The organism is Plantactinospora solaniradicis (assembly GCF_042658085.1).
Lineage (GTDB): Bacteria > Actinomycetota > Actinomycetes > Mycobacteriales > Micromonosporaceae > Plantactinospora > Plantactinospora solaniradicis.
This window is the reverse complement of sequence record NZ_JBHSPR010000007.1, coordinates 797,497-823,071: the sequence shown is the minus strand read 5'-3', so window position 1 is coordinate 823,071 and position 25,575 is coordinate 797,497. Positions and strand designations below refer to the sequence as shown.

Genomic DNA, 25,575 nt, shown 5'->3' with positions numbered 1-25,575 from the left:
TCTCGGTTCACGACTGGGTGCGGGACCATTGCTGGTTGGTCTGGCTGCCGCAGGCGTACTGCTGGATGTCTCCGCCGTCGGCGGTGGAGGAGTTGACCACGTCGAGGCACTTGCCGCTGTGCCGGGCGCGGAGCTGGAAGTAGCTGCCGGTGGCGACCCATTGCCATTGCTGGTTGGTGCCGCCGCCGCAGGCGTACTGGATGATGTTCGCGCCGTCGGCGGTGGAGGAACTGGCGACGTCGAGGCAGTGTCCGCTGTTCTGGTTGATTATCTGGTAGTAGCCGCCGCCGGTGTCCTGGAAGAGCCACCTCTGGTTCGCGCCGCTGTTCCAGCCCCACTGCTTCACCTCGGCGTTGTTCGCCGTCGAGGAGCTGATCACGTCCAGCACCTTGCCGCTGTGCCGGGCGGTGATCCGGTAGTAGGTGCCGGTCGGTGGTCCGCCGCTGCCGGAGATGGTCCCGGTGGCGGTGTCGATGGTGACCTGCGGATACCAGCTCAGGCTCATGCTGGTGCTGGAGGGAAAGGCGATCGGCAACCAGACGTACTGGGAGTCGTTCGCCGGCCCGCCCCAGGCGCCGGCCCACCGGTCGCCCATGTACAGGTAGCTGGTCGTCGACGAGCCCTGGACCGGCAGCACGTACGTCGGCTGGGAGTCGAAGGTCGTCGAGTTGCCGGCGTTCGTCCACCCGGTCCACGGCCCGGAGATGCTCGACGCGGTCGCGTATCTCGCCTGGTTCGGGCTCCAGCCCGTCGCCCCCGAGGTCAGCAGGAAGTAGACGCTGCCCCGCTTGAACATCGCCGGGGCCTCGCGGTGGGCGCCGTCCCAGAAGTTGCCGACCAGTGTGCCGATGCTCAGGTAGTCCGAGGTCAGCCGGTAGATGTGCAGGTCGTAGTTCTCGTCGGCCGCCGAGATCATGTACGCCGTGCCGTTGTCGTTGTAGAGCGTGATGTCCCGGGACATGTGTCCCAGCGGCCGGAAGCTGCCGTGGTACGTGTAGGCGCCGTCGACGGTGGCCGAGGAGGCGACCGCGGCCCGCGCCTCGCCGTAGTCGGATCCGTTCTCCTTGTGCATCCACATGACGTACCGGCCGGTGGAGCTGTTGTAGATGACCTTCGGGCGCTCGATGTTGGCGACGTTCAGCTCGGAGTGCGACGACTGGGTCAGGACGTTGTTCCGGAACTCCCAGTTCCGCAGGTCGGTGGAGCGGTAGACGGAGACGGCCCGGAACGTGTTGTTCGAGTTCCGGTTCTCGCCGAACCAGTAGTAGTAGTCGCCCACCTTCAGTACGCCGCCGCCGTGGGCGTGCAGGACGTTGCCGCCGGTGTCGCGGAACTGGGTGCCGTTGGTGATCGTCACCGGCGCCGCCTGGGCCGCCGGTGCGCCGTAGCCCACGACGACGGTGGTGAGCAGAAGCGTCAACACGAGCGCCGCACGCCGCACTGTCCCGAGCGGGGAACGCGCCGGGTGACGAGGTTGGTCCACTGTGGTCGGCCGCGGTGCGGACGGGTGTTGACGAGCCATCATGATGATCCTCTTGGATGAAAGACATGGAAGCTGGTCACTGTGTAGGACCCGAGTGCATCGTTTCGATGCGGTAACGTCAAGGCTTCTGAAAGGTTTCGATCTGAAACGGTCACCAATGCTTACCCAGGAACGTCACGATGTGATCTTGGAGGAGCTTCGCCGCGTCGGTGTGGTCCATGTCGACCGTCTCGCGGCCAAACTCGCGGTCAGCGCGGTGACCGTTCGGCGCGACCTCCGCGAACTCGCCGACCGGGAACTGCTGCGCCGGGTCCGCGGCGGTGGGGTGCTGCCGGTGGTCCCGGGCGCGGCCGGGCGCAGCACCGCCCGGCCCACCGGCCTGGTCGTCGGCATGGTCGTTCCCTCGCTCGACTACTACTACCCGCAGATCATGCGGGCCGCGCAGGCCGCCGCGAACGCGTACGGGCTCCGGATCGCCTTCCGGGGCTCGATGTACGGCTCGGCCGCCTCCGACCAGCGCCAGATCGAGCGGCTGCTCGGCGAGGGCGTCGCGGGCATGCTGCTCACGCCCTCGTCGCCACTGAGCGACCGGGAACCCCTGCTCGACTGGGTGGGCGCGCTGGACATGCCGGTGGTGCTGATCGAGCGGCAGCCACCGAGCGACAACGCACGGTGGGCGAGGCTGGAGAGCGTCAGCACCGACCACGAACTCGGCGCGGCACTCGCCGTCGAGCACCTCACCGCCCTGGGGCACAAGGCGATCGGTCTGGTCGTGCCCCGGACGAGTCCGACCAGTGAGCCGTTGCGCGCGGGCTTCCTCGCCTCGATGCGACGGCTCGGTGCGACCCGACGCCGGATCACCGAGATCGACGGCGACGAGGTCGCAATGGGGGGCGCGGGTTCGGCCAGGGCCCTGGAGGCGTGCCTGGCGATGGGGGCGAGCGCGCTCCTGGTGCACGCCGACCGACACGCCGCCGCGCTGACCCAGGCGGCCCGGGACGCCGGGATCGACGTACCGGGGACGCTGTCGGTGATCAGCTACGACGACGAGATGGCCGGGGCGTTCGACCCGCCGCTCACCGCCGTACGGCCACCACGCACTGCCATCGGTCAGGCGGCGCTGGAGCTTCTGGCCGCCCGATTGTCGCCGAGCCAGAACCGCCGCCCACCCTGCCGGATGCGGCTCGCTCCACAGCTGATCCTGCGCCAGAGCACCGCCAGACCGGCCCGCGTCCCCGCGCCGAGATAGCGGAGAGGCCCGGTCGTCCCGACCGGATAGCTCCCGAGATGTACTAAAGTCGATCACCGGCCGGCGCCCCGTCCGACCAGCCCTCCGTCGGACCCGGGCGGCCACCCACCCACCGCCGTGATGATCGCACGCATCCCCTGGAGCCTCCGTGACCACTCCTCACCCGTCCGGCGTCCACCCCGCCTGGTTGCCGCCGGAGGCGTTTCGCGCGCTCGGTTCGCGCCGGACCCTGGTGCACGGTGCCGGAGGGCTCGTCGACACCGTGCTGCGCGAGGTGGCGCAGGCCGGCGCCGGGCACGGCGGCCAGGTGCGGCACCAGGAGCCGCGGCCCGCCGACGGGCAGCGGGTGGTGGCGGGGGAGGTCGACGCCGGAGCCGGGGAGTTCGACCTGGTGCTCGCGCTCCGCACCACGGCACCGCTGCCGGACCAGGCGGTGGCGGTCGAGGCCGAGTTCCGGCAGAGGTACGGGGAGCACGCGGACCCGCTCGGCGACGAGGGTTTCGTGCTCGGCCGGCACGGCCAGGGCACGGTGGTGCTGGCCGACGCGCCGGCCGGACTGCTCTACGGGCTGTTCCACGTGGTCCGCCTCGGCGAGTCCGCGTTCGGCGCCGACCGTCCGGTGGAGCGGCACCGGCCGGCGATGCGACTGCGGATGCTCGACCACTGGGACAACGTCGACGTGCATCACGACTCGGGCCAGGTCGAGCGCGGCTACGCGGGTGGGTCGATCTTCTGGCAGATCGGTGAGCCGCGCCGCGACCCGGACCGGGTGCGGGCGTACGGACGGCTGTTGGCGGCCTGTGGGGTGAACGCGGTCGCGGTGAACAACGTCAACGTGCACGCCACCGAGGCGCGGCTACTGACGGACCGGATCGGTGACGTCGCCGCGATCGCGGAACTGCTGCGTCCGTACGGGGTCCGGGTGTACCTGTCGGTCAGCTTCGCCGCGCCGATCGTCCTCGGCGGACTATCGTCGGCCGATCCGCTCGACGAGGAGGTCCGGGCGTGGTGGGCCGGGACCACCCGCCAGGTGTACGAGACGATCCCCGACTTCGGGGGCTACGTGGTCAAGGCCGACTCGGAGGGGCAGCCGGGCCCGTTCGCGTACGGGCGCAGCCACGCCGACGGCGCCAACGCACTCGCCGAGGCGCTGGCCCCGTTCGGCGGAGTCGTGCACTGGCGTGCCTTCGTCTACAACCACCGGCAGGACTGGCGCGACCGGTCGACCGACCGTGCCCGCGCGGCCTTCGACCACTTCGCCCCGCTCGACGGTCAGTTCCGGGAGAACGTGATCCTCCAGGTGAAGCACGGCCCGATGGACTTCCAGGTGCGTGAGCCGGTTTCGCCGGTGATCGCCGCGATGCCCGCCACCCGGTTGGCGGTGGAGTTCCAGGTGACCCAGGAGTACACGGGTCAGCAGCGGCACGTCTGCTACCTGGGCCCGTTGTGGCGCGAGGTGCTCGACTTCGGCCCGTGGGGTGCCGGCGGACCGACCGTCGCCACCGTGGCCGCCGGCCCGGCGGTGGACGACGGCGGCTCGGCGTCGGCGGCCGGCGGCTCGGCGCCGACGGCCGGTGGCGGGCTGGTCGCGGTGTCCAACGTGGGCGACGATCCCTTCTGGACCGGGCACCCGCTCGCCCAGGCCAACCTGTACGCCTTCGGCCGGCTGGCCTGGGCGCCGGGAATGGATCCGTCGGCCATCCTCGACGAGTGGATCGACCTCACCTTCGTGCCGTCGACGACCGCCGACCCCGAACTGCTCCGACGGACGTTGCACGAGATCATGGACGACTCCTGGCACACCTACGAGCGGTACACGACGCCGCTGGGGGTCGGCTTCATGGTCCGCCCCGGACACCACTACGGCCCCGACGTGGACGGCTACGAGTACACCGCCTGGGGCACCTACCACTTCGCGGATCGGGACGGCATCGGCGTGGACCGGACGCGGAGGTCGGGGACGGGGTTCACCGGCCAGTACCCGCAGCCATGGTCGGACGTGTACGAGTCGCTGGAGCGGTGTCCCGACGAACTGCTGCTCTTCTTCCACCACGTCCCGTACGGGCACCTCCTGCACAGCGGTTCGACGGTGATCCAGCACATCTACGACACCCACTTCGCCGGGGTCGAGGAGGTGGCCCGAATGCGGCGGCGCTGGGAACGGCTCTCCGCCGCCGGCCTGGTCGACCCGGGCTTGGACGCCCGGGTGCGGGAACGCCTCGACGAGCAGTTGCGCTCCGCGCAGGAGTGGCGGGACCAGGTCAACACCTACTTCTTCCGCAAGTCCGGGGTGCCGGACGCGCGGGGACGCCGCATCCACTAGAGCCGCATCTCACTGACGCCGGGACCCGCCGCTGCCCGGGTCAGGTACTCCGCAGCCACCGGTCGAGCCAGCGGAACGCCTGGTCCTGCATCTCGGGCGGGAACACGTGGCCCAGTCCCGGCCAGAGCACCGGGAGGAGCCGGTCGTCCGCGCGCTGGGACCGCCAGACGGCCCGCATCTTCGCGTAGGCGTCGTGTACTCCGGCGACGGGGAAGAGGGTGTCGAGTTCACCGTTGAAGAACAGCATCGGCTTCGGTGCCGCGATGCTCGCCACGTCGGGGATGTCGAGGTGCCGATGCAGGCCGGGGTGCAGCATGAAGTACGCCGACTGGCCACGCAGGGTGTTGTTGCCCGGCACCATCATCGCCTTGAGGGTGGTCATCCAGCACACGGATGCCGCCGCGGCGACATGGTCGGAGAGCGCGGCCACCTGCCATGCCCGGTAGCCGCCCATGGAGAAGCCGAGCGCCGCGATCCGCCGCCGGTCCACGTACGGCAGCGTGCCGAGGAAGGCGGCCATCCGTACGTCCTCCCGGGCCGTCAGACCGGCCAGGGAGGAGCCGAGGTGGAACAGGTTGCTGGCGAGCGCCTGCTGCGCCTCGTAGCCGAGGCCGGATCGGTCGCCCCAGCCGAGCGCGTCCACGGCGAGAACCACGTACCCACGGCGGGCGAGTTCGTCGCCGACGAACCGGCCGCCGAAGTACCGGTCGGACCAGGCCTGGGCCGACCCGAGCCGGTCCTGGTCGTACCAGGGCCGGATGAGTTTCTCCTTGCCGATGTCGAACTTCGAGCCGTGGTCGTGCAGGAGCAGCACGGCGGGGTGCGGCCCGCGACCCCGGGGCACGAGCATCGCCGCCCGGACCCGGCTGTGCCGGGTCAGGTTGACGCTCAGCGTGCGTTGCAGGTAGCCGTCGCCGTCCCGCTCGTCGAGGATCTCGGGATCGAACCGGGTGGCGTCGTCCGGCTGGCAGAGCAACTCCTCGACCTTCGCCCGGGCGGTCCGGCGCCAGGTGCGGAAGCTCCGGGTCCGTGACCTGGTCCAGGCCAGTGGGAAGGTGAGTTCGTCGGCGAGTGCCGGGTAGAACGCCGGCAGGTTGCCGTCGACGATCGCGGGCGAGGAGAAGGCGGCGCCGGCCGACGCGGTCACGCTTCCGCCGGTTTCGGTCAACCCGGTCGGGGGCGCCGCCCCGGGCATGGTCGGGGGCAGCATCGCCAGTGCGGGAAGGGACACGAAGGACCGTCTCTTCATCCGGGACTCCTACCGGTCCGGACACCGGCACCTGCCGCCGGGGCGGTACGACTGCTGGGGCTGGGGCGGCGGGGTCGGTGACATCGACGTCTGTCGTGCCGAGTCTAGCGGGAAAGCGGTTACCTCTACGCCTCTGGCAGCAGGGAGCGTTGCAGCAGTACGGTGTCCAGCCAGCGCTCGTGCTTGTGACCGACCCTGCGCAACCGGCCGACCTCGGCGAATCCGAGCCGGCGGTGCAGCCTCATCGAGGCCGGTTCACCGGTGTCGACGATCACCGCGATCAGCTCGCGGACCCCGGCGACGGTGCTGACCCGCAACAACTCGGCGAGCAGTGCCGTGCCCAGTCCCCGGCCGACGGCCCGGGGCGCCAGGTAGATCGAGTTCTCGGCGGTGTGCCGGTACGCCGGTCGCGACTTCCAGCGGGTGCAGTACGCGTATCCCGCGATCCGTCCGTCCACCTCGGTCACCAGGAACGGCAGTCCGGTCTCGGCGATCGCCCAGTAGCGCGTCGACCAGTCACGCCGGCCCGGCGCCCGCAGCTCGAAGGTTGCCGTCGTGTTCGCGACGTAGTGCGCGTAGATCTCGCCGATCGCGTCGAGGTCCGCGGGCGAAGCCGGTCGGATCGTCGCGAGGTCCTCGTCCATCGGGCACCCCGTTGCGCTATAGAGGAATTGATTGCTACTATAGCGTACATGGATCTGGAGCTTCTCGGCCAACGGGTTCGCCGGCTGCGCCTGGACGGTGACCTGACCCTGCAGGGACTGGCCGACCGGTGCGGGGTCAGCGTGAGCATGCTGTCCTCGATCGAGCACGGCGACAAGGCGGCCACCGTCGTGCTGCTGGACAGGATCGCCACCGGGCTGGGCGTCCGACTGGTCGACCTGCTGACGGACGAGACGGACCGCCGGTTCACCGTGCGCCGGGCGGCCGAGCAGGACGTCGCCGACGAGCCCGGCGGCTGGCGTCGGACGATCCTCACCCCGGTGGTGCCCGGGGTGAACTTCGAACTGGTCCGCACCTCGCTGCCGCCGGGGTGCGACGCCGGGGAGTTCCCGGCCTACGCGCCCGGCTCGCACGAATTCGTCGTCGTCGACTCCGGAACATTGCGGCTGACCGTCGGCGACCGGACCGCCGACCTGACCGCCGGGGACTCGGTCTACTTCGCGGCCGACCAGCCACACCGGTACCTGAACCCGGGGCGTACCGCCTGCGGCTACTACGTGGCCGCCATCATCATGCGTCCCCGAGGCCCGGCGGCCCGGTTCGTCCGGCCGTAGCGTCGACCGGACGGGCCCCTCGGCTGGCCCGGCCCCACCCGCCGGTCCCGTCACCGCCGACGGCGGCCGAGAACGGGAGCCAGGTCGGTAAGGTCACCATGGGCGGAGCGATCAACCGAGAGTGGAGCGATACGGGTTCATGGATCCAGGCGAGGGGCGTCCACGACCCATCCTGTGGCTGAAGATCGCCGATCCTGCCGTGCCACTGCCCGAGATCCCGCCCGGCGCCGACATCCGGGTGCTGCTCCCCACCGACGACGGCTGCACGGCACTCGCCGAGGCACTGGCGGCCCGTGGCGCCGAGGTCCGCCGGGTTCCCTTCCTGCTGGAAACGGAGTTCGTCCACGATCCGGGTCCGGGTGCACCGTTGGTCGGGCAGAGCGAACCGTGCGGACTCGTCCGGGGCGGCCGACGCGGCATGGTGCGCAGCTCCGGAGCGGCCGCCCGAGCCGCCCGTGACGCCTTCGCGCTGCTGTGGCACATGCACGCCCCCAGCATCGAGTCACGGCCGCCGAGCCCCGTCGCGGACATCCTCCCGACGGACTGGGTGCGGTTCCTCGCGCATCCGACGCTGAATCCCGCCCAGGCCGAGGTGATCCCCGCGATCCTGGACAGCGACCGGAACCTCGTCGTCGTCGCGCCGACCGGAGCCGGTAAGACCATCATCGGCATGGCCGCCACCCTGAAGGCGATGCTCCACCAGGGACGGCGTGCGGTGTGGCTCGTACCGCAGCGCTCGCTGACCGACGAACTCGACCGGGAACTCGACGCCTGGCGGCGCCAGGGCGTCACCGTGGAGCGGCTGTCGGGCGAACACGCCATCGACGTGGAACGACTGCGGCACGCACAGCTCTGGGTGGCCACGACCGAGAAGTTCGAGGCGGTATCCAGGACCTCGAGCCTCCGCGACGCGATCGACGCGGTCGGCTGCGTCGTCGTCGACGAGATCCACCTCCTCGGTGACGACGCCCGCGGCTCGACCCTGGAGGCTCTGCTCGCCCGCATCCGCGACCTCGGATCGAGTGTCCGCGTCGTCGGCCTCTCCGCGACGGTGAGCAACGCGGACGAGATCGCGGACTGGCTGCACGCCGCGCTGATCCAGGTGTCGTGGCGGGCCAGCCAACTCACCTGGCAACTCCCCATGATCGCGGCGCACGCCGACTGGAACGTCACCGACGCCACCCGGACGAGACTCGCGGCGGCCATCACCCACCTGGTCGCCGGGACCGGCGGCAGTGTGCTGGTCTTCTGCGGCAGCAAACGCAACGTCCGGCGGACCGCGTTGGTGATCGCCGCCGGGCGGGGCGCCAGCGTCACCGGTGTGCACCCCGATGACGTCCAGCGGGTCCACGACACCTGCGCCGCCGTCGGGATCGGGCTGCACTACAAGGGCTGGGACCACCGGCACGACGCGGAACGCGCGTTCCGGGAGCGGCGCTTCGACGTACTCGTCGCCACCCCGACCGTGGCCGCCGGAGTCAACCTTCCGGCGCGTGCGGTCGTGGTCCGCGACACCCAGGTCGGGCTGGGTACGTTCGACGTCGCGATCGTGCAGCAGATGTTTGGCCGTGCGGGCCGGGTCGGCACCGGCGAGCGCGAGGGGGCCGCGTTTCTGATCACGGACCAGGACGAGCGTGCGCAGTGGCAGGCCCGCCTCGTCGCCGGAAACCGGGTACGGTCCCAGATCCACGCGAGCCTGCCGGACCACCTGCTCGGCGAGATGGTACGGGGCACCGTCGGCACGATCGGCGAAGCGGAACAGTGGTGGGTCCAGACGCTCGCGTTCCACCAGGGGAACCGGAGCCTCGACGCGCTGCACGGGGCCGTCCGGTTCCTCGACGACGCCGGTCTGGTCGCGAGGGGCGGGCAGGACGACGACGACAAGGGCGTACTCACCCCGACGGATCTCGGCTCGCTCACGGCCCGGCTCATGGTCCCCAGCACCATCGGCCACGCGCTCAGGGCCGCGGTCGGTGCGGTGGCCACACCCACCGACGCCGATCACGCCGAGGACATCCTGATCGACATCCTCGCCACCCAGGTCCCCAAGCTTGCGCAGGCGTCGGTCGGGGACGACGGGAAGGCCGCCGTGACGAACCTCGTCGCGGCCCGCGGAAGGGTGCTGCACGGCGATGCCGACCGCCACGACGAGGGTTCGGCCGCGCCGGAGCAGGCGGCCGAACCACAGCGGGGCGACCTGGCCCGGGCGGCGCTCCTCACGGCCGCCAACAGCCCCGAGATGTTCGGACGCAGCACCCGGGACATCGCCGGGGTACCCTCCGCCGCGATCTACCCGGTGCTCGAGGAGGCTCCGCGCTACCTGCACTGGCTCGCCAGCCAGGGACTACTGGGCACCGTGCATCCGTGGATCGCGATCGTCGCCGCCGACCTCGGCCGCCGCATCCGCTGGCGCCGATGCCAGCCACGGCGCGGCGCCGGGCGGCTGTTGTGGATGTGCGAGCAGATGGCGACGGCCACCCACCTGACGGAGTTGGTGCCCCGGATGTGGGAGGCCGCGACCGCCCGAGGCTACCCGGCGCCCGACTGGCGTCCGGGGCCGCGACCGGCCCTGTGCGAACTCGACGACGCCGCATACCAGGAACTCCTCCGGGAACGGGCCTGCAACGTCGCCATCACCGTCGACGACGCACAGGTGGTGGCCGAGGGCCCGGCATCGTCCGTGCTCGTCGTCTGGAACGAGACCGGATACCACGTGACGCCGCTGCGCCGGGGTACCGCGCAGGTCTCGGCGGCGTCGACGGTCGGCGGCGGGGCGGCGGTCTTCACCTGGCGCGGCGACCACAGGGCGACGGGTTGGCTGGCCCGGTACGCGGGCGTTCCCGGCTCTGCGGGTGACGGCCGGCCCCGCCCTCCGGCCCCGGCCCCGTCCTCAGCCGGTGGCGGCCGGCGGGCTCAGGTCCCGGGAGGCTCGGGCGATGACGGCGATCGCGGTACGGCGCGGAAGCAGGCGGGACATCAGAGCCGACGAGACCCGCATGGCGAGGCCCGGAATCACCCGGGGACCATGGCCGAGACCGCGTAACGCCGCCGCGGCGACCTGGTCCGGTGTCTGAGTGCCCGGGGCCGGGCGACTCTTCACACCGGTCAGGTTGGGTGTGGCGACCGCACCGGCAACGCAGGTGACCACGTCCACGCCGGTGCCGCGTAGTTCCGCCCACAGACCCTCGGCCAGGATCGCGCCGAACGCCTTGGTCGCGGCGTACACGCTGATCGGCGGGGATCCCTGCATGCCGGCCAGCGACGACATCACGACGAAGCCGCCGCGTCCCCGCGCCGTCATCGGCGGAAGGAAGTGGTGGGCGAGCGCCAGCGGCATCCGGCAGTTCAGGTCCACCGCGCGACCGGACTCCGCCGGGTCCAGCTCGACGAACCGGCCGATCGGCGAGTAGGCGGCGTTCGCCACCACCAGTCCGACGGCCCGACCCTGCGCCGCGTCGACGACCTGGCGTATCCCTTCCACGGTGGCCAGATCGGCGTGGACCCCGATGGTGTGGGTGGGCAGCGTCGCCGCCAGGTCGGCCAGTGGTCGCGCCCGGCGTGCGGCCAGGATCAGGTTGAGCCCCTGTCCGGCCAGCCGGTGTGCGAAGGCGGCGCCGAGACCCTCGGACGCACCGGCCACCACCGCCCAGGGCCCGTACCGGTCGGCGAAGTCGGCCCTCATGGCGCCACCGGCTCCGGCCGGGTGAACGGGTGCTCCCGACGCATCCGCCACATCATCAGGAACGGGGTCAGCAGCCAGGTGCCGTTGGCGGCCAGCACGATCGCGAAGTTGGGCGCCGGGGTGACGCCGTACCGCTCGTCCATCAGGATGATCAGCACGTTGGCCAGCATGGTGCCGGACCAGACCAGCGCCGGTACCTTGATCCAGTTCCGGCCCCGGACGAAGGCGTACACGGCGAACAGGTAGAACGGTCCGAAGAAGACGATGTCGATCCAGATCGTCATCCGCCAGAACGGGGGCCGGGCCATCAACAGCGGGTCGTAGGTGTCGCCCCACCAGTGCACGAGGTCGATCGCGGCGGGCGGTGGCCACACCGGATAGTCGAAGTCCGTCGGGTCGGCGACCACCAGTTGTTCGAGGTCGACGATGTAGGTGATGACCAACGCGTTGATCGCGAAGAAGACGATGAAGAAGACGTCGTACGGACGCTGGCGCAGCGGTACGGTCATGGCCCCTGATCCTAGGAACTGGATGGGCTCGCGCCACCCTGGACCGAGATCGGTCCGCATTGATCAAACCCGTCGCCGTGGCTATCTTGCGGTTATCGGCCACTGAAGGCCGGGTCGGAGGCGGGGGATGCACACCGATCGACGGATCACACGTACCCGGCGGGCGCTGTACCGCGCGCTGGTGGATCTGACCACGGCCGGCGGCTTCGACGCCGTGACGGTCGCGGACCTCACGGGACGGGCCGGGGTCAACCGGACCACCTTCTATCGGCACTACCAGGATAAGTACGTCTTCGTCACCACCATCGTCGAGCAGGGCCTCGACCGACCGGTACGTGCGTTGCGCACGGCGTACCGGACCCGGTCACGGGTGGCCCAGGTGGGTGCGCTGGAGGCGGTCTTCGGCCACGTCGAGCAGCACCGGCAGTTGTATCTCGCCCTGCTCGGCCGGCGCCAGAGCCCGTGGTTCGCGGACTGGCTGCACGGCTACTGGCGGGAGACGACGACCAGCCTGCTCTGCGAGGATCCGGCCCACGACGTACGGGATCCGCGCACCGGCGTGGCGGCGGTGCTGGCCGCGCACGCACTCATCGGCGCGGTGAGCTGGTGGCTCGAGCCGGACCTGCCGGCACCGGCGAGCGACATGGCCGAGTGGTACGCCGACTTCCTGCGCGGCGGGCTGTCCGGGCTGCTCGCCGACGACGCGCCGCCGGAGGTGACCGTCGGGGTCAACTAGGTTCGGCCGGGATCGCAGGTCCTGCCGGCGCCGGAGGTGTCGGGTTCGCCGCCTCCCGGATGCGCCGCAGCAGCGCCAGCGCGTCCGTGCGTTTGGCGTCGGCGGCGGGATCGGCCAGGTATGCCGCCAGCCCGGCGCACTCCGGCTCGCCGACCTCTGCCGCCAACAGCCGAAGCACCCCGGCGCGGGTGCGCTGCGGGAAGTAGGTCGCCTTGCCCAGCGCCAGGAACCGCCCGGCCAGTGGCTCCGGCACCGCACCGGCGGCGACCCCGGCGGCGAGCGCGATCCGCCAGTTGACCAGCGGCTCGGACATCGCCCGACCGGTCTCCTCGTCGTAGGCGATCGCCACCTCGTCGTCCGCGTCGACCCGGCCCGAGGCGTACTCGTCGTACACCTTGCCGACCCCGATCATCCCGTACGGCGCGCACTCGACCGCCCGCAGCGCGCCCATGCTCGACGAGCCGTAGACGGCGATGCCGGCGTCGATCGCCCGCAGCACCTCCTTGGGGGAGATCGCCATGCTGTGCAGGAAGCGTCCGTCGACGATTCCGATCGTGTCCGGGCGCCGTGGCCGGGTCAGCAGGGCGTCGATGTCTCCCCGACGCACCGGAGGGAGATACTCGGCGTCGAGTTCCCGCTCCGCGTCCGCCCGGTCGAGGCTCGGGCCCAGGAAGACCACCGCGTTCATCCGGCCGTCACCGACTCCCGTCGCACCTCCCGCAGCGCCGCGTTCCAGGCCGCCGTGGCTCGGGCACCGATCTTCGACCGGTCGATCGCCCAGGACTCCAGGCCCGGCACGATCATCCGGACCACCTTGACGGGTATTCCCGGCGGCGACAGGTCCACGGCGATCGCCCGCCGGATGCCGGCCGCGCGCAGCCGGTCCAGGATGAACCGGAGGTCGGCCATCACGTCGTCGCCGCGGAACGACTCGTCGGCCCCGCCGTCGGCCGGATCGCCGTGGTCCTGCCAGATCCAGGCGTGCCGGTTGAGCATGACCGAACGCTCGTGCGGCCTACCGAATCCGCCGGGATCGGTCGGCATGACCAGGTCCTCGCGCATGGCCTGGATGTCCACCGCCCGGCCCTGGGCGCACTCGGTGATCGCCCGCATCATCGCGACCTCGGCGTTCGGATGCGTGCCGATGCCGCTGAAGTTCGTGGACATGGTCGGTCCGAAGTCCTCGGTGTTGGTCGCGAAGTACGTCGGCACGCCGAGGTCGGACGTCAGCCGGATCAGCCGGACTTCGAGCCCGGCCTGGTGGAACCGGTCGGCGACGGCCTGTACCCCAGGTGGGGTCGCGGCGAGGTCCACCCGGGGATGCCGCATCGCGAGGGGCGTGACGTCCACCGTCGTACCCCTGGCCTCGGCCGTCCGCACCAGTGACTGGCTCAGCCGGTGGCTGATCAGTTCGGCCAGCGTCATGGCATCGCGTTCGACCAGCTCACACAGCGCGTGGCAGATCGCTTCCTCGAGGCTGTTGCCGGACGCCAGGCCGTTGGTGGTGGTCATCGGGTACGGCGTCTGCTCGTGCGGTCGTCGCTGGTAGACCGCCGCGTCGTGCGGCACCAGGACGGTGCACTCGGAGAGCAGGTCCCAGCCTTCGACCCAGGAGATCGGCCCGTCGTCACGGTAACCGGGCACGACCGCGAAGCTGTGCTCGCGCGGATCCAGCACCGGCCGGTCGGCCGCGGCCAGTTCCGCGTACGACGCCACCGCGGCCGGACGCACCGGCAGCCAGGCGGAGAACCGCTCCACCGCCTCCATCGCCGCCGACGTCCGGGCCGCGAGCGGAGTGACGCCCTTGCCGTTGTAGACCGAGATGATGTCGTTGGAGCGTGGGGAGATCGCGTTATAGACCGGGATGCCGAGCCGGTCGAGGCCGGTGAGGTCGGCCAACCGGGTCACACCGATCCGGCGGAGATGACCGCTGATCCGCTCCCAGGTGACCTCGACCGGAAACTCGTGGGTGGCACCGCCGCCCTTGACCACCCGATCGCGCAGTCTCAACCCTCACCCCTTCCGTAACCGCGACCGCCGAATGGCCCGTCGACTCGCTCGGCCCGGGCGGTGACCCGGGGGCCGGGCGGGCCGACGGGCCACCGGCGATCAGTTCCGGATCTCGGCGGGCAGCAGCGCGAAGGGCTGGCTCAAGCCCTGCATGCCGTCGGCGACCGAGGAGCCGAAGCCCGCCTCGAGGAACTCCTGGAGCCCCTCCGGCGTGAACTCCTCGGTGGTCCACTCCGCCGTGTCGAGGCCGCGTACCTCTTCCAGAGTCGTCTGCGCCATCGTCAGTCTCCTTCGCTGGACGTGCCCGAGCCTCCGGGCCGGCCCGGCGGGCACCGAACCGTGCGACCAGCGTGCGGCAGCGCTTGCCGTGGGACAAGCAACACCTGCCGGCAAGTGTCGCTTAGCCAACATCAACGACCATCTGTGCCGGATCAGGAAACAAGCCCCGAACACGGCGCGGCGGGCATCGCGCGGGTCAGGTGCGTTCGTACACCGAGATGTGGCTGCCGCTGCCGGAGTCGAAGGGGCGCCGGTCCCAGTCGCTGTAGCGTCCGCGCAGCCGGAGGCCGGCCAGCCGCGCCATCAGGTCCAGTTCGCTGGGCCAGCAGTACCTCAGCGTGACCGGATGCAGTTGCATTCCTTCCGCGCTCAGCCGCACGTGCTGGTACGTCACCCGTTGCCGGCTCGAGTCGTGCCGGGCGAACGACACGTCCACCAGGTTCTCCGAGACGGCCCTCGTGTGGACGAGCTGGCCCCGGTCGAACGGGAGATGGTCCGGCATGAAGCACTCGATCACGAAGAACCCGCCGGGATCGAGCACCCGCGCGACGTTGCGGAAGCAGTCGACCTGCCGTTCCTGGCTGGTGAGGTTGAACAGCGTGTTGTAGATGAGGTACACCAGTCGGTACGGCCCGGTCACCGGAACGTCGGCCATGTCACCGATCGCGACCGGTATCGAATCTCCACCCGGCTTCTCGCGCAGCCGGTCGACCATCGCCTGGGACGCCTCGACACCCTCGACCTCGATCCCCTTGGCGGCGAGCGGCAGCGCGACCCGGCCGGTCCCGATCGCCAGTTCCAGGGCGCGACCGGTGCCGGTCAGCCAGACGAGGAACTCCACGGCCGGGGCCGGGTCGATCTCGGTCCGCTCGTCGTAGACGGCCGCCCACCGGTCGCCGAAGAACGCGGGATCCTCAAAGCCAGACATGCGCCACACCCAACCAGACCGACCGGGGCGGCGCCACCGGCTGTCGATCTCACCAGGTGACCGGTACCGCGACCGGTCCGATGTCGACCTGGCCCTCGCTCCACCGGATCTCCTCGACCGGGCGGGCGAGCCGCAGGTCGGGCAACTCCCGGGCGAGGGCGAGCAGGGCGGCGCCGACCTCGATCCGGGCGAGCGCGGCACCGAGACAGTGGTGGGGACCGTGCCCGAACGCCAGGTGTGGATTGGGCTGCCGGTCGGGGTCGAACCGGTCCGGGTCGGAGAATCGGGCCGGGTCACGGTTCGCGCCGGAGAGCCGGACGAGGACCAGGTCGCCGGCCTCGACGCGTACCCCGTCCAGGTCGACCTCCTCGTGTGCCCAGCGCGGCATGGCCTCGCCGGTGAGCCCGGCCTGCCGGCGGAGCAGCTCCTCGACGTACGCCTCGACGCGTCCCGGCTCGGCGGCGAGGTCCGGCAGCCGCCCGGTCGTGATCAGCTGGATCGCGCCGACGGAGATCGCGTTGCTGGAGCTGAGGTAGCCGGCCGAGACGAGGGTGGCCGCCATCCCGACCAGTTCGCCGTCGTCCAACCGTCCGTCGTCGCTGTCGCGCACCGCGATCAGGTCGCTGAGCAGGTCGTCGGCGAGCGCGTCGCGCTTGGCGGCGATCAGGTCGCCCATGTACGTGTAGAGCCCGCGCCATGCCTGCTCCATGGCGGCCGGGTCGAATCCGCCGTCCGGGCCGGTGGTGTCCACCATGAACGCGGCGTCGGCCCAGCGGCGGAACGGCTCACGCTCCTCGACCGCGATGCCGAGCATCTCGCCGATCACGGTGATCGACAGCGGTGCGGCGAGGAGGTCGACGAGGTCGGCCGGCGGGCCGGCGGCGGCGAGGGCCGCGACGCGCTCGGCGGCCAGCCGTTCGACGGCCGGTCGCAGGGTGGCGATCCGCCGGGGCGTGAAGACCTTCGCGACCAGTCGGCGCAGTCGGCCGTGTGCGGGACCGTCCTGGAACAGGGTGTCGTTGCCGGCGATCGGCGCACCGGCCGGGGCGACGCCGATGCGCGGATCGGTGAGTACCCGACTGACCAGGTGGTACGAGGTGACGAGCCAGGCGGGTTGCCCGTCGGGGGTCCTGACCCGGGTCACCGGTGCGGTTTCGCGCAGTTCGGCGTGGGCCGGTGGCGGCTCCATCGGGTTCGGCTGGTCGAACGGCAGTGTCGGGCTGGTGGTCGTCATGACGGGTCCTCTCCGCAGCGCTTACAATACGACTGCAATGTAAAAGCGCTGCGGCGGACATGTCAATACGACTGCAATGTGAAAGAGGGGCCCGAGGTGGGCCAGGGCCGACGGTGCGCGGCCCTGGCCCCGGCCCGGACTCAGCCGACCGACTTGTTGTAGCTCTCGATCTCCGGCTGGACGCTCGCCGCGGCGTCCTTCATCGCCTGCTCGGCCGGCTTGGTGCCGACGATGGCGGCCTCCAGGCCGTCCTCGGACGCCTTGCGCGCCTGCGGCATCGTTCCCAGCAGGCACCCGGCCGACGCGACCGACGGCGGCAGCGCGTGCAACTGGTCGACGGCGGTACGGAACTGCGGGTACTGGGCGACCCAGTCCTTGTCGATCTGCTCCTCCAGGGCCTTCGGGTTGATCGGCACGTAGCCGGTGCCGGTGTGCCACTGCGCCTGCTGGGCCGCGCCGGAGGCGAACTTCACGAACTCCCAGGCGCCCCGCTTCTCGGCGGCGCTGTGGCCCACCCCGTTGATCCAGAGCGACGCGCCGCCGATGATCGGTCCACCGGCGGAGGCGTCGTTCACCTTCGGATAGGGCGCGGTGAGGACGGTGAACCTGCCCTTCGCGGCGTCGACGTACCCGCGCAGCACGCTGGTGGACTCGAGGTGCATCGCGACCGTACCGGCCTTGAACGCCGCCTGGGCGTCGTCGGTCTTGCGGCCGGTGTTCGTCGCGTACCCGTTCCGGACGAGATCCGTCCACCACTGCGCCACCTGCACGCCGGTGGCCTGGTCGAACTGGACCTTCGTCGCCAGCTTGTCGCGCCCGTTGCCGTTGTCGCAGTACTCCTTGCCATCGGTCGCGAGCAACTGCTCCAACAGCCAGCCGTAGATGGCCGCGCCGAAGCCGTACTGGGTGGTCTTGCCGCCGCTGTCCTTGACGGTCAGCCGCTTGGCCAGGTCGCCGATCTCGGCGAGGGTCTTCGGCGGCTTGGTCGGATCGAGGCCGACCCGCTCGAACGCCTCCTTGTTCAGGTAGAGCAGCGGGGTCGACGAGTTGAACGGCATCGACCAGAGCTTGCCCTCGACCGAGTAGTAGCTGGCGATGTTCGGCTCGATGTCGGCGGTGTTGAAGCCGTCCTTTTCGATGAACCGGTGCATCGGGACCACCTGCTTGGAGTCCACCATGAACCGGCTGCCGATGTCGTAGACCTGGACCAGGGCCGGGGTGCTCTTCTGCTGCACCGACGCCTTGTACTTGGCGATCGTCTCGTCGTAGCTGCCCTGGAAGACCGGCTTGACCTCGACCTTGCCGCCGCTCTGGGCGTTGAAGTCGGCGACCAGCTTGTCGACGGCGGCGGCGTTCGCACCCTTCATGGCGTGCCAGAACTCGATGGTCGTCCTGCCGTCGGCGGAGTCGAGCGCCTCCGCGCCGGGCGCGTCCAGAGCGTCGGCCGAGTTGCCGTCGTCGGAACCTGAGCCGCACCCACCGACCAGGGTGGTGGCGACGAGCACGGCGAGGGCCAGCCTGCCCGTCCGAGGTAACCGCGGAGATGCCATTGCTGCTCCTTTTGAGAGATTCGACGGTCCTTCAGTAGGGGTTCACCGCAGTGCGCCCGCCGTGAGTCCGCGGACGATGTACCGCTGGCCGAAGAGCACGACGGCGAGGGTGGGAAGCAGCGAGAGTGCGACGCCGGCCAGGACGAGACCCGGTTGGGCCGCCTCGGCGTCGTTGAGCTGCGAGATGCCGATCTGCAGGGTCTGGTAGTCGGCGTCCCGGATCAGGATCAGCGGCCAGAAGTACTGGTTCCACGCGGAGAGGAAGACGTAGACCCCGACCGCGGCGATCGACGGCTTGGACAGCGGCACGATCACCCGCCACAGCAGTCGCCAGTGGCCGCAGCCGTCGATCACCGCCGCGTCCCGCAACTCGGCCGGGAACTGGAGGAACGCCTGGCGCAACAGGAAGGTGCCGAACGCCGAGGCGAGGAACGGCAGGACCAGACCGAGATAGGTCAGCCCGCCCCGGGTCAGTCCCCAGTCGGAGATGGCCAGGTAGTTGGGGATGATGATGGCTTCCCACGGCACCATCAGGGTGGCCAGGAAGAGACCGAAGGTCGCCGCCTTCGCCGGCATCCGGAGGAACGCGAAGGCGTACGCGGCGAGGATGCTGGTCACCACCTGGGCGAGGGTGATCACGCCGGCCTGGATGGCGGAGTTCAGGTAGAACCGGCCCAGCGGCACGGACCGGAACACGTCGCCGAAGTTCTCCCAGCGCAGCGCGCTCGGCACCAGTGACGGCGGATAGCTGGCCAGGTCACCGGGGCCCATCACCGCGCCGGCGAACGCGTAGTAGACCGGGAACAGCACCGGGATCAGGGCCAGCCCGAGTACGACGTAGACCACGATCCGCCCGGCCTGTGGTCGTCTCATCGGTAGTGCACCCGCCGTTCCAGGACGCCGAACTGGACCGCCGTGCAGATCAGCATGATCACCAGTAGCACCACCGCCTGGGCGCTCGCTCCGCCGAAGTCCGACGAGCCGAACGCGAAGGCCCGCTCGTAGATCGAGTAGACCAGGGTGGTGGTCGCGTCGTCCGGGCCTCCCTTGGTCAGGATGTGGATCTGACCGAAGCTCTGCAACGCGTGGATGGTGGAGACCACGACGAGGAAGAACAACTGCGGCGAGAGCAGCGGGATGGTGATGCCGGTGGCCAGTCGCCACCCCGTGGCGCCGTCGAGCCGGGCCGCCTCCACCACCTCGGGCGGGATGGCCGCCACTCCGGCGGAGAGCACCAGGACGTTGTAGCCGAGGTTCATCCAGACCGTGGCCAGACCGACGGCGGGCAGCGCGATCGAGGGATCGGTGAGCCAGTTGACCCGGTCGACGCCGATCGCTCCGAGCAGCCCGTTCGCGATCCCGATCGCCGGGTTGTAGATGACGGCGAAGACCACCGACGCGGTGGCCACGGAGAACGCGAACGGCAGGGCGAAGGCGGTCCGCAGCAGTCGTACGCCCCGTAGCCGCGCCTCCAGCAGCAGCACCACGACGAGCGCGCCGAGCACGGCGGGCAGCACGCTGACCAGTGTGAACAGCGCGGTCGTGGCCAGCACCCTGCCGAACTCGCCGGTCAGCATGTCGGTGTAGTGGTCGACGCCGACGTAGGTGCTCGGCGCCCCGAAGATGTCGTTGCCGTGGGTGGACAGATAGAAGGTCCGGGCCAGCGGCCAGAAGATGAACAGGGCGAAGACCACGACCGAGGGCAGTAGCAGCAACCAGGAGAGCCCGCGTTCACGCCGTGGCCGGCCACCCGTTGGCGGCGGCGGACCGGCGGCCACTCCGGTCCGAGAGCGCTCTACAGCCAGAGGGGGAGACACTGCCGCACAGTACCAACGGACCCGGGTCGGCGAAATCGTCGCGACTCGATCTTTTTATCCGCTGGTAACAGCCCTGCTGCCCCGGCCGAGCGTCGAAGGTGGTCATGATCAGCGAATCCGCGTGCCGTCATCGGCATTGGAGGTCGCCGATCGGGTCCACCAGATCTCGGCCGGGGGCAAGAGGCCAGGGGTGCGGTCCGAAGGTCAGGGGTGCGTCCAGCCGGCCGCGTGCAGGGCATTGTGGAAATAGTTGCCCTGGTGCGCGTACGCGACGGTGCGCGGTTGCCACCAGGTGGCGCGGATCTGCGGCTGGTCCTGGTGCGGGAAGGCGGCCAGCGTCTCCGCCAGGCTCTCCGCTTCGGGCCGGGGCAGCGTCGCGATGGCGGCCTCCGGGGTCAGGCCGAACGGCTCGGTCAACTCGGGGTGCGCCCGGAGGTGGTTCGCGGCGTGCCGGACCACCGCGGCCAGTCGCCGCTGGAGCAGCCCCGGGTCGGCCTCCCCGGCCGATTCCCGCAACTCCGTCAGTTTCCGGGTCGGGCCGAACACCGGCAGCAGCCGCCGGCCATTGACGTCGAAGAATTCCAGGTCGTTCCGATGATCGCTGTCCGGAGCCATGATCGGGTCTTCCCGCAGGGCCCGCAGATCCGGGTACGTGTGCGCGAACGTGTCGTCACTGGCGACGGCGACGATGCCGTCTCGGGATTCCGCTCGTTGTCCTTCCACAGCCGTGTCCTCCGTGTTCGTCTGCTACGCGGCCTGATGATGGTTGTCGATTCTATTTCCGGACGCGGGCGGTCGGTTGTCCCCATCCGCGCTCCATTTGCAGAACGCGTGGGAAGCGACAACCCGCGGGTCCTGGCGTGCCGGCGGATCCGAACGGTCTGCGGTGGCCGGGGCGGCCGCGGTGGCCGGGTCGGCGGCCGGTGGGAACCCGGCATCGGCCCGGCGGCTCGTGCTGGGTGGAGGTGGTCAACGATGCGTACCCCGCGCATGCTCGCCGCCGTGGCCGCGACGATGGTCGGGCTGATCGGCGTACCGGTCCTGGCCCCGGCGCCCGCCTACGCGGGCAACTGGGCGGTCACCGTGCTGGACCCGCTGCCGGACCGGCTGGAACCGGGCAAGGGTTACACGATCGGGCTGTGGGTGCTCCAGCACGGCTTCCACCCGTACGAGGGCGACCTCGGCAAGGTCGCGCTGCGGCTGGTCGACGAGCAGGGCGCCTCGGTGTCGTTCCCGGCGGTGGCGCTGCCCGAGCCGGCCCACTACGCGACGGCCGTCGCGGTGCCGCGTCCGGGTTCCTGGACGGTGGTCGGCGTCCAGGGTCGGTTCGCCGACTACCGGGTCGGCACCCTCACCGTGCCCGGCACGCTGTCGGTGCTCGGGGTGCCGGCACCGATGCAGTCGGCGGAGACCGAGAGGTACTGGCCCGGCGCGATCCGTCCGCCGGTCGTTCCGGTCGACGCCGACCGGGACCCGTTCGCCGCGGTCGTCGGTTCGGCACCGCTCGACAACGCGCCGGCTCCGGCCGTCGAACCCGCCGCCCAATCCTCGGCCGCGCCGCCCGCTCCCACGCCCCGCCGGGCCGCGCTGGTCGGCGTCGCGCTCCTGGTCGCGGCCGTAGTGGGCCTCGGCCTCGTCACCGGGCATCGCCGGCTGCGAACCCGGGCCGCCGGCGGCCCGCCGCGGGGATAGCGCAGGCCCGGACGGTCTCAGTGCCCCGGCCGGTAGTGCCCGGTGAGGCGACCCAGCTTCAGCGCCAGGTGCAGGCAGAGCCGTTCGTTCCCGTCCTTGAGGTCGGTCTCGGCGAGTTGCTCCACCCGGTGCAGCCGGTAGTAGAGCGTGGTGCGGTGCAGCCGTAGCTGCTCGGCGGTGGCGTGCGCGTTCCCCGCCAGGTCCAGGTACGTCTCCAGCGTCTCCAGCAGTACCTGGTTGGTGTCCTCGCGGAGCAACCGCTCCAGGCCCGGATGGACGCCGGCGAGGTCGAGGTGCTGGTCGTCCATCCGGGACAGCATCCGGTAGATCCCGAGGTTCGCCCACGAGATGATCCGGCCCAGCGCGGGGAGCTGCACGCCCACCCGGGCGGACTGGAGCGCCTCGTCGTAGGAGTGCACGGCGTCGGCGAGCCGGGGGCGGGGCTCGCCGACGCCGACCACCACCCGGGCCACCGAGGTCAGGTTCCGGGTCGCGTTGTGCAGTGCCTCGCTCAGATACCTGGCGGCGGCCTCGGTGGACGGGCGACCGGCGACCTGAGCGCCGCAGATCAGCAGCACGCCCTGGTCGTGGCGGATCAGATGCAGTGCCTCGCGTACGCCGATCCACCTGCGGGTCGCCACCAGCACCTGCTCCAACGCGATCCGGGCGACCTCGTCCAGCACCTGACCCCGGGTCGGGACGAGCTGGGCGACCAGCGCGGTGGCCGGCCGGTCGCTCGCCACCACACCGTCGGCGAGCAGCGAGCGGACCACCTCGTTGCGGGTCTCCGCGCTGTCGACCAGCAGGGTCCGGGCCGCCTCGGCCTCGCGTTGGGAGGCCAGCTCCCCGAGCAGGTTCTCCCGGTAGAGCGCGAGCGACAGTTCCCCGGTCGCCCGGCTGACGACCTCGATGTCGGCGTCCGTCATGCCGCCGTCGGCGTCGATGAACCAGACGAAGCCGAGCAGCAGGTCGTGGTGGAAGATCGGCACACAGAGCCGGGGCAGCAGGTCCAGCTCCGGGCAGGCCGGCGTGCGGATCGGATCGCGGGCCTTCATGATGCCCGCGTCGCGGAACCACGAGATGACCTCCGGCGTCGTGTGCCGGCGCAGGATCGAGGTCCGGCGTACGTCGTCCATCAGCCCGGTGTGCTCGCTGTACACGACCACCCGCTGCCGGCGGTCCTCGATCAGCGCCGGCCGGCCGACCCGGGTCGCGACCGCGTCGACGATGCGTTGCAGCTCCGCGTGCATGCCGTCCCCTGACCGTCATGGCCCGTCGGCGGCATCGAGCCCCGCCGGGTTGTCGAATCCACGCCGACCGCCGGTCCTTACCCTCTGACGGGCCGGGCCGCCCGCGCAAGGGTCTCGCCCAACGTGCGAGGCAAGTCCCAACAGGAGTCCTGATCCGGCGACCGGGCTTTCTGCACTTGTTCGAAGACTTCGGCCCACCGCCGTCCGTACCGTGCTGCGGTATCCCCGGCTCCGACCGAAGGAGACGCGTTGCGCCGCCTCATCCGCAGTAACCAGCTCCGCAGGGCGTACGTCACCTGCGTCGCGGCCCTCGCGGCGACCGCCCTGCTGACCGGGCCGGGAACCGCACCGGTACAGGCCGGTCCGGCCGCCGGAACCAGCCGACTGGATCCCGTCGATCCGCAGTACTGGCAGGACCAGGAGACCATGACCTGGGACGACTACCGGGCGGTGCCGGGCGGCAACTGGGCCGACCCGGCTCGGCAGCCCAGCCAGCGGAAGCTGAGGATCGCCCTGGTCGCCGCCGACAATTCGGACCAGCCGTTCGTCATCACCCAGCCCCGTGGCTCGGACCCGTTCCGCAACCCGCAGGTCGCCCCGGTCGCCCGGGCGGACGTGGCCAAGTTCTACGCCGACTTCTGGGGTACCCCCAGCGCGCTGAACCACGGGCACACCGTGCACGAGTACTGGATGGAGCAGACCAACGGGCGGGTCGGAGTGGAGTTCACCCCGTTCGGTCCCTACCGGCTGCCCCGGCCGCAGTACGAGTACGGCCTCAACGACATCGGGCAGGAGCGGGCGGGCTGCCCGGCCGGGCACACCTGCGACGGCAACCTGGACCGGGACGTGGACGCGCTGTGGCAGGCCGCCGAGGGCGCCGACGTCCGCAGCCGGTTCGACCTGGTCCTGCGGGTGTACGCCGGCTACGACGAGACGTCGGTCTGGCAGGAGTTCGGCGAGATGATGTTCCAGACCCGGGAGGACGTGCCGGACGCCTGGGGGCCGCCCGACCCGAACCTGCCCAACTGGGTACGGTCCCGCTACGTCGACTGGACCTCCTGGAAGGCCGGCTCCCAACTGTGGGGCTCGTCCAGCATGCGGCAGGGCGAGAGCTCGGGCACCATCACCCACGAGATCGCCCACACCTTCGGGATCGCGGACAACAACAACAATCCGTACGTGTCGCCGTACCGGCGGGTGGGGTCGGGGACCTGGGACGTGATGGACCGCGGCTCGTTCAACGGGCCGGGTGGTCCACACAACCGCTGGGTGGTGCCCGCCAGCCAGGGCGCGGCGATGCCGGCCGGGCAGACGCTCCGGAGCAAACTGAAGCTCGGCCACATCGACGAGGCGCAGGTCGTACGGCTGTCCCGGGAAGCGCTGCGGACCACCGGACTCGCCGTGATCACGGTCAAGGCCCGCTCGGCGGTGCCTGGCGCCCGGGACGTGCAGGGCGTACGGATCGGAATGGACCGGGACCTGACCCCGGCCTGTGACATCAACGCCGATCCGCTCTGCCCCGGCAGCCCGGTCTACGACTTCTACAGCCTGGAGACCGTGCAGCGGATCGGGGCGGACTCGTTCACCCCGGACAACGGTGTGCTGATCGCCAAGAACAAGACCGCCGAGACCAACACCTGCGGCTACACCTGCTTCACCTGGGTCGTCGACGCCAACCCGCAGGACATCGACATGGTCGACTACTACAAGCCGGACGGCACCCCGGTCAAGCGGACGGTCGCCGACTACCGGCAGCTCAACGACGCGCTGTTCCACGCCGGCACCCGCTCGGGCAGCGAGGACGAGTACGTCGACGAGCCGAACCGGCTGCACTTCTACGTACTCGACCGGGTGGTCGACGCGGACGGGCTGCTGTCGTACACCCTCGGGGTCCGGCACCTGGACGGGGCCGGACCGTCGCAGCGGGGTGTCGCCGTGGCCCGACCCTCGGGCGGTCCCACCGGCAACCCGACCGGTGCCGGCGCGACCTGCACCTTCACCCTCACCAACACCGGCCGGTACTCGGCCGGCGGCCAGGCCCATCCGGAGGACGTCTCCGCGTACCTGAAGTCGGACGTCTACCGGCTCTCCGCCGCGATCGACGGGCGGGGCTGGACCGTGGTCCTGCCGACCGAGCTGACCAGCGCCGCGTTCGGCAGGTCTGTTCCGGTGAAGGCGGTGGCCACGGCCAGCGGCTCCTCGGCGTCGAGCGGCCGGATCACCCTGACCGCCAGGTCGGAGAGCGATCCGAGCAGGACGGCGACCGCGACCTGCCGGGTCGACAAGTAACGGAACGAACCGGCTGGG

At 70.8% G+C, this 25,575-nt stretch carries 21 protein-coding genes and 1 pseudogene; 7 read left to right on the top strand and 15 right to left on the bottom strand.

Annotated features, from left to right (window positions below; translation table 11 throughout):
• Positions 1-7 precede the first annotated feature (7 nt).
• The gene (locus tag ACFP2T_RS09645; protein ID WP_465264258.1) at positions 8-1,441 is read right to left on the bottom strand and encodes an RICIN domain-containing protein; all 1,434 of its coding nucleotides are present in this window, start codon (positions 1,439-1,441) and stop codon (positions 8-10) included.
• Positions 1,442-1,523: 82 nt separating this feature from the next.
• Between ACFP2T_RS09645 and ACFP2T_RS09640 the strand changes: the two genes are divergently transcribed.
• Entirely contained in the window at positions 1,524-2,732 is a 1,209-nt protein-coding gene (locus ACFP2T_RS09640; RefSeq protein WP_377419838.1) for a substrate-binding domain-containing protein, read from the top strand.
• A 148-nt stretch (positions 2,733-2,880) separates the two neighbouring features.
• Positions 2,881-5,055, top strand: a complete 2,175-nt coding sequence (locus ACFP2T_RS09635) for an alpha-glucuronidase (protein ID WP_377419836.1) — start codon at positions 2,881-2,883, stop codon at positions 5,053-5,055.
• A gap of 40 nt (positions 5,056-5,095) precedes the next feature.
• On the opposite strand, the gene ACFP2T_RS09630 is transcribed toward ACFP2T_RS09635, so the two are convergent.
• Positions 5,096-6,304 carry a dienelactone hydrolase family protein gene (locus ACFP2T_RS09630; protein WP_377419835.1) on the bottom strand — a complete coding sequence of 403 codons (1,209 nt, stop codon included), beginning with the start codon at positions 6,302-6,304 and terminating at the stop codon, positions 5,096-5,098.
• A gap of 125 nt (positions 6,305-6,429) precedes the next feature.
• Positions 6,430-6,948 (bottom strand): GNAT family N-acetyltransferase, encoded by a 519-nt coding sequence (locus tag ACFP2T_RS09625; protein ID WP_377419833.1) that lies wholly within the window; start codon positions 6,946-6,948, stop codon positions 6,430-6,432.
• Between the two features lie 48 nt (positions 6,949-6,996).
• Between ACFP2T_RS09625 and ACFP2T_RS09620 the strand changes: the two genes are divergently transcribed.
• Both ACFP2T_RS09620 and ACFP2T_RS09615 read left to right on the top strand, forming a co-directional pair.
• Entirely contained in the window at positions 6,997-7,581 is a 585-nt protein-coding gene (locus ACFP2T_RS09620) for a helix-turn-helix domain-containing protein (protein WP_377419831.1), read from the top strand.
• Between the two features lie 139 nt (positions 7,582-7,720).
• Positions 7,721-9,154 (top strand): annotated as a pseudogene (locus tag ACFP2T_RS09615) (DEAD/DEAH box helicase); the annotation flags it as partial.
• Positions 9,155-10,471: 1,317 nt separating this feature from the next.
• Here the strand turns inward: ACFP2T_RS09615 and ACFP2T_RS09610 are convergent.
• Both ACFP2T_RS09610 and ACFP2T_RS09605 read right to left on the bottom strand, forming a co-directional pair.
• Positions 10,472-11,263: an SDR family NAD(P)-dependent oxidoreductase gene (locus tag ACFP2T_RS09610; protein WP_377419829.1), complete on the bottom strand. Its 792-nt coding sequence runs from the start codon at positions 11,261-11,263 to the stop codon at positions 10,472-10,474.
• Positions 11,260-11,772, bottom strand: coding sequence for an EXPERA domain-containing protein (locus tag ACFP2T_RS09605; RefSeq protein ID WP_377419827.1), 513 nt, complete (start codon positions 11,770-11,772; stop codon positions 11,260-11,262). Before ACFP2T_RS09605 ends, ACFP2T_RS09610 begins: the two co-directional genes overlap by 4 nt.
• 127 nt (positions 11,773-11,899) lie before the next feature.
• On the opposite strand from ACFP2T_RS09605, the gene ACFP2T_RS09600 reads away from it, so the two are divergent.
• The gene (locus ACFP2T_RS09600) at positions 11,900-12,508 is read left to right on the top strand and encodes a TetR/AcrR family transcriptional regulator (RefSeq protein ID WP_377419825.1); all 609 of its coding nucleotides are present in this window, start codon (positions 11,900-11,902) and stop codon (positions 12,506-12,508) included.
• Here the strand turns inward: ACFP2T_RS09600 and ACFP2T_RS09595 are convergent.
• The 9 genes from ACFP2T_RS09595 to ACFP2T_RS09555 form a co-directional block, all read right to left on the bottom strand.
• Positions 12,501-13,196: a TfuA-like protein gene (locus ACFP2T_RS09595; RefSeq protein ID WP_377419823.1), complete on the bottom strand. Its 696-nt coding sequence runs from the start codon at positions 13,194-13,196 to the stop codon at positions 12,501-12,503. The genes ACFP2T_RS09600 and ACFP2T_RS09595 overlap by 8 nt on opposite strands.
• Positions 13,193-14,518, bottom strand: coding sequence for a YcaO-like family protein (locus ACFP2T_RS09590; protein WP_377419821.1), 1,326 nt, complete (start codon positions 14,516-14,518; stop codon positions 13,193-13,195). Before ACFP2T_RS09590 ends, ACFP2T_RS09595 begins: the two co-directional genes overlap by 4 nt.
• Positions 14,519-14,617: 99 nt before the next feature.
• On the bottom strand, positions 14,618-14,797 hold the full coding sequence (locus ACFP2T_RS09585) for a hypothetical protein (RefSeq protein ID WP_377419820.1): 180 nt from the start codon (positions 14,795-14,797) through the stop codon (positions 14,618-14,620).
• A 196-nt stretch (positions 14,798-14,993) separates the two neighbouring features.
• Positions 14,994-15,725: a class I SAM-dependent DNA methyltransferase gene (locus ACFP2T_RS09580; RefSeq protein WP_377419818.1), complete on the bottom strand. Its 732-nt coding sequence runs from the start codon at positions 15,723-15,725 to the stop codon at positions 14,994-14,996.
• A 49-nt stretch (positions 15,726-15,774) separates the two neighbouring features.
• On the bottom strand, positions 15,775-16,959 hold the full coding sequence (locus tag ACFP2T_RS09575) for a cytochrome P450 (protein WP_377419816.1): 1,185 nt from the start codon (positions 16,957-16,959) through the stop codon (positions 15,775-15,777).
• 140 nt (positions 16,960-17,099) lie between these two features.
• The gene (locus tag ACFP2T_RS09570; RefSeq protein ID WP_377419814.1) at positions 17,100-18,509 is read right to left on the bottom strand and encodes an ABC transporter substrate-binding protein; all 1,410 of its coding nucleotides are present in this window, start codon (positions 18,507-18,509) and stop codon (positions 17,100-17,102) included.
• A gap of 42 nt (positions 18,510-18,551) precedes the next feature.
• Positions 18,552-19,382, bottom strand: a complete 831-nt coding sequence (locus ACFP2T_RS09565) for a carbohydrate ABC transporter permease (RefSeq protein ID WP_377419812.1) — start codon at positions 19,380-19,382, stop codon at positions 18,552-18,554.
• Positions 19,379-20,224 carry a carbohydrate ABC transporter permease gene (locus tag ACFP2T_RS09560; protein WP_377419810.1) on the bottom strand — a complete coding sequence of 282 codons (846 nt, stop codon included), beginning with the start codon at positions 20,222-20,224 and terminating at the stop codon, positions 19,379-19,381. Before ACFP2T_RS09560 ends, ACFP2T_RS09565 begins: the two co-directional genes overlap by 4 nt.
• 306 nt (positions 20,225-20,530) lie before the next feature.
• On the bottom strand, positions 20,531-21,049 hold the full coding sequence (locus ACFP2T_RS09555) for a hypothetical protein (protein WP_377419808.1): 519 nt from the start codon (positions 21,047-21,049) through the stop codon (positions 20,531-20,533).
• Positions 21,050-21,301: 252 nt separating this feature from the next.
• Between ACFP2T_RS09555 and ACFP2T_RS09550 the strand changes: the two genes are divergently transcribed.
• Positions 21,302-22,018 (top strand): hypothetical protein, encoded by a 717-nt coding sequence (locus ACFP2T_RS09550; RefSeq protein ID WP_377419806.1) that lies wholly within the window; start codon positions 21,302-21,304, stop codon positions 22,016-22,018.
• A 17-nt stretch (positions 22,019-22,035) separates the two neighbouring features.
• Here ACFP2T_RS09550 and ACFP2T_RS09545 read toward each other — a convergent pair whose 3' ends face one another.
• The gene (locus tag ACFP2T_RS09545) at positions 22,036-23,268 is read right to left on the bottom strand and encodes a PucR family transcriptional regulator (RefSeq protein ID WP_377419805.1); all 1,233 of its coding nucleotides are present in this window, start codon (positions 23,266-23,268) and stop codon (positions 22,036-22,038) included.
• A 249-nt stretch (positions 23,269-23,517) separates the two neighbouring features.
• Between ACFP2T_RS09545 and ACFP2T_RS09540 the strand changes: the two genes are divergently transcribed.
• Complete coding sequence (locus tag ACFP2T_RS09540) at positions 23,518-25,557, top strand: metallopeptidase domain-containing protein (RefSeq protein ID WP_377419803.1); 2,040 nt, start codon at positions 23,518-23,520, stop codon at positions 25,555-25,557.
• The last annotated feature ends 18 nt before the right edge of the window (positions 25,558-25,575 follow it).

Coding starts and splice junctions, on each gene's coding strand:
- ACFP2T_RS09545 (WP_377419805.1), bottom strand. CDS start 23,268: ATGCACGCGGAGCTGCAACGCATCGTCGACGCGGTCGCGACCCGGGTC.
- ACFP2T_RS09625 (WP_377419833.1), bottom strand. CDS start 6,948: ATGGACGAGGACCTCGCGACGATCCGACCGGCTTCGCCCGCGGACCTC.
- ACFP2T_RS09640 (WP_377419838.1), top strand. CDS start 1,524: ATGATGATCCTCTTGGATGAAAGACATGGAAGCTGGTCACTGTGTAGG.
- ACFP2T_RS09550 (WP_377419806.1), top strand. CDS start 21,302: ATGCGTACCCCGCGCATGCTCGCCGCCGTGGCCGCGACGATGGTCGGG.
- ACFP2T_RS09570 (WP_377419814.1), bottom strand. CDS start 18,509: ATGGCATCTCCGCGGTTACCTCGGACGGGCAGGCTGGCCCTCGCCGTG.
- ACFP2T_RS09630 (WP_377419835.1), bottom strand. CDS start 6,304: ATGAAGAGACGGTCCTTCGTGTCCCTTCCCGCACTGGCGATGCTGCCC.
- ACFP2T_RS09610 (WP_377419829.1), bottom strand. CDS start 11,263: ATGAGGGCCGACTTCGCCGACCGGTACGGGCCCTGGGCGGTGGTGGCC.
- ACFP2T_RS09620 (WP_377419831.1), top strand. CDS start 6,997: ATGGATCTGGAGCTTCTCGGCCAACGGGTTCGCCGGCTGCGCCTGGAC.
- ACFP2T_RS09600 (WP_377419825.1), top strand. CDS start 11,900: ATGCACACCGATCGACGGATCACACGTACCCGGCGGGCGCTGTACCGC.
- ACFP2T_RS09605 (WP_377419827.1), bottom strand. CDS start 11,772: ATGACCGTACCGCTGCGCCAGCGTCCGTACGACGTCTTCTTCATCGTC.
- ACFP2T_RS09585 (WP_377419820.1), bottom strand. CDS start 14,797: ATGGCGCAGACGACTCTGGAAGAGGTACGCGGCCTCGACACGGCGGAG.
- ACFP2T_RS09595 (WP_377419823.1), bottom strand. CDS start 13,196: ATGAACGCGGTGGTCTTCCTGGGCCCGAGCCTCGACCGGGCGGACGCG.
- ACFP2T_RS09565 (WP_377419812.1), bottom strand. CDS start 19,382: ATGAGACGACCACAGGCCGGGCGGATCGTGGTCTACGTCGTACTCGGG.
- ACFP2T_RS09580 (WP_377419818.1), bottom strand. CDS start 15,725: ATGTCTGGCTTTGAGGATCCCGCGTTCTTCGGCGACCGGTGGGCGGCC.
- ACFP2T_RS09575 (WP_377419816.1), bottom strand. CDS start 16,959: ATGACGACCACCAGCCCGACACTGCCGTTCGACCAGCCGAACCCGATG.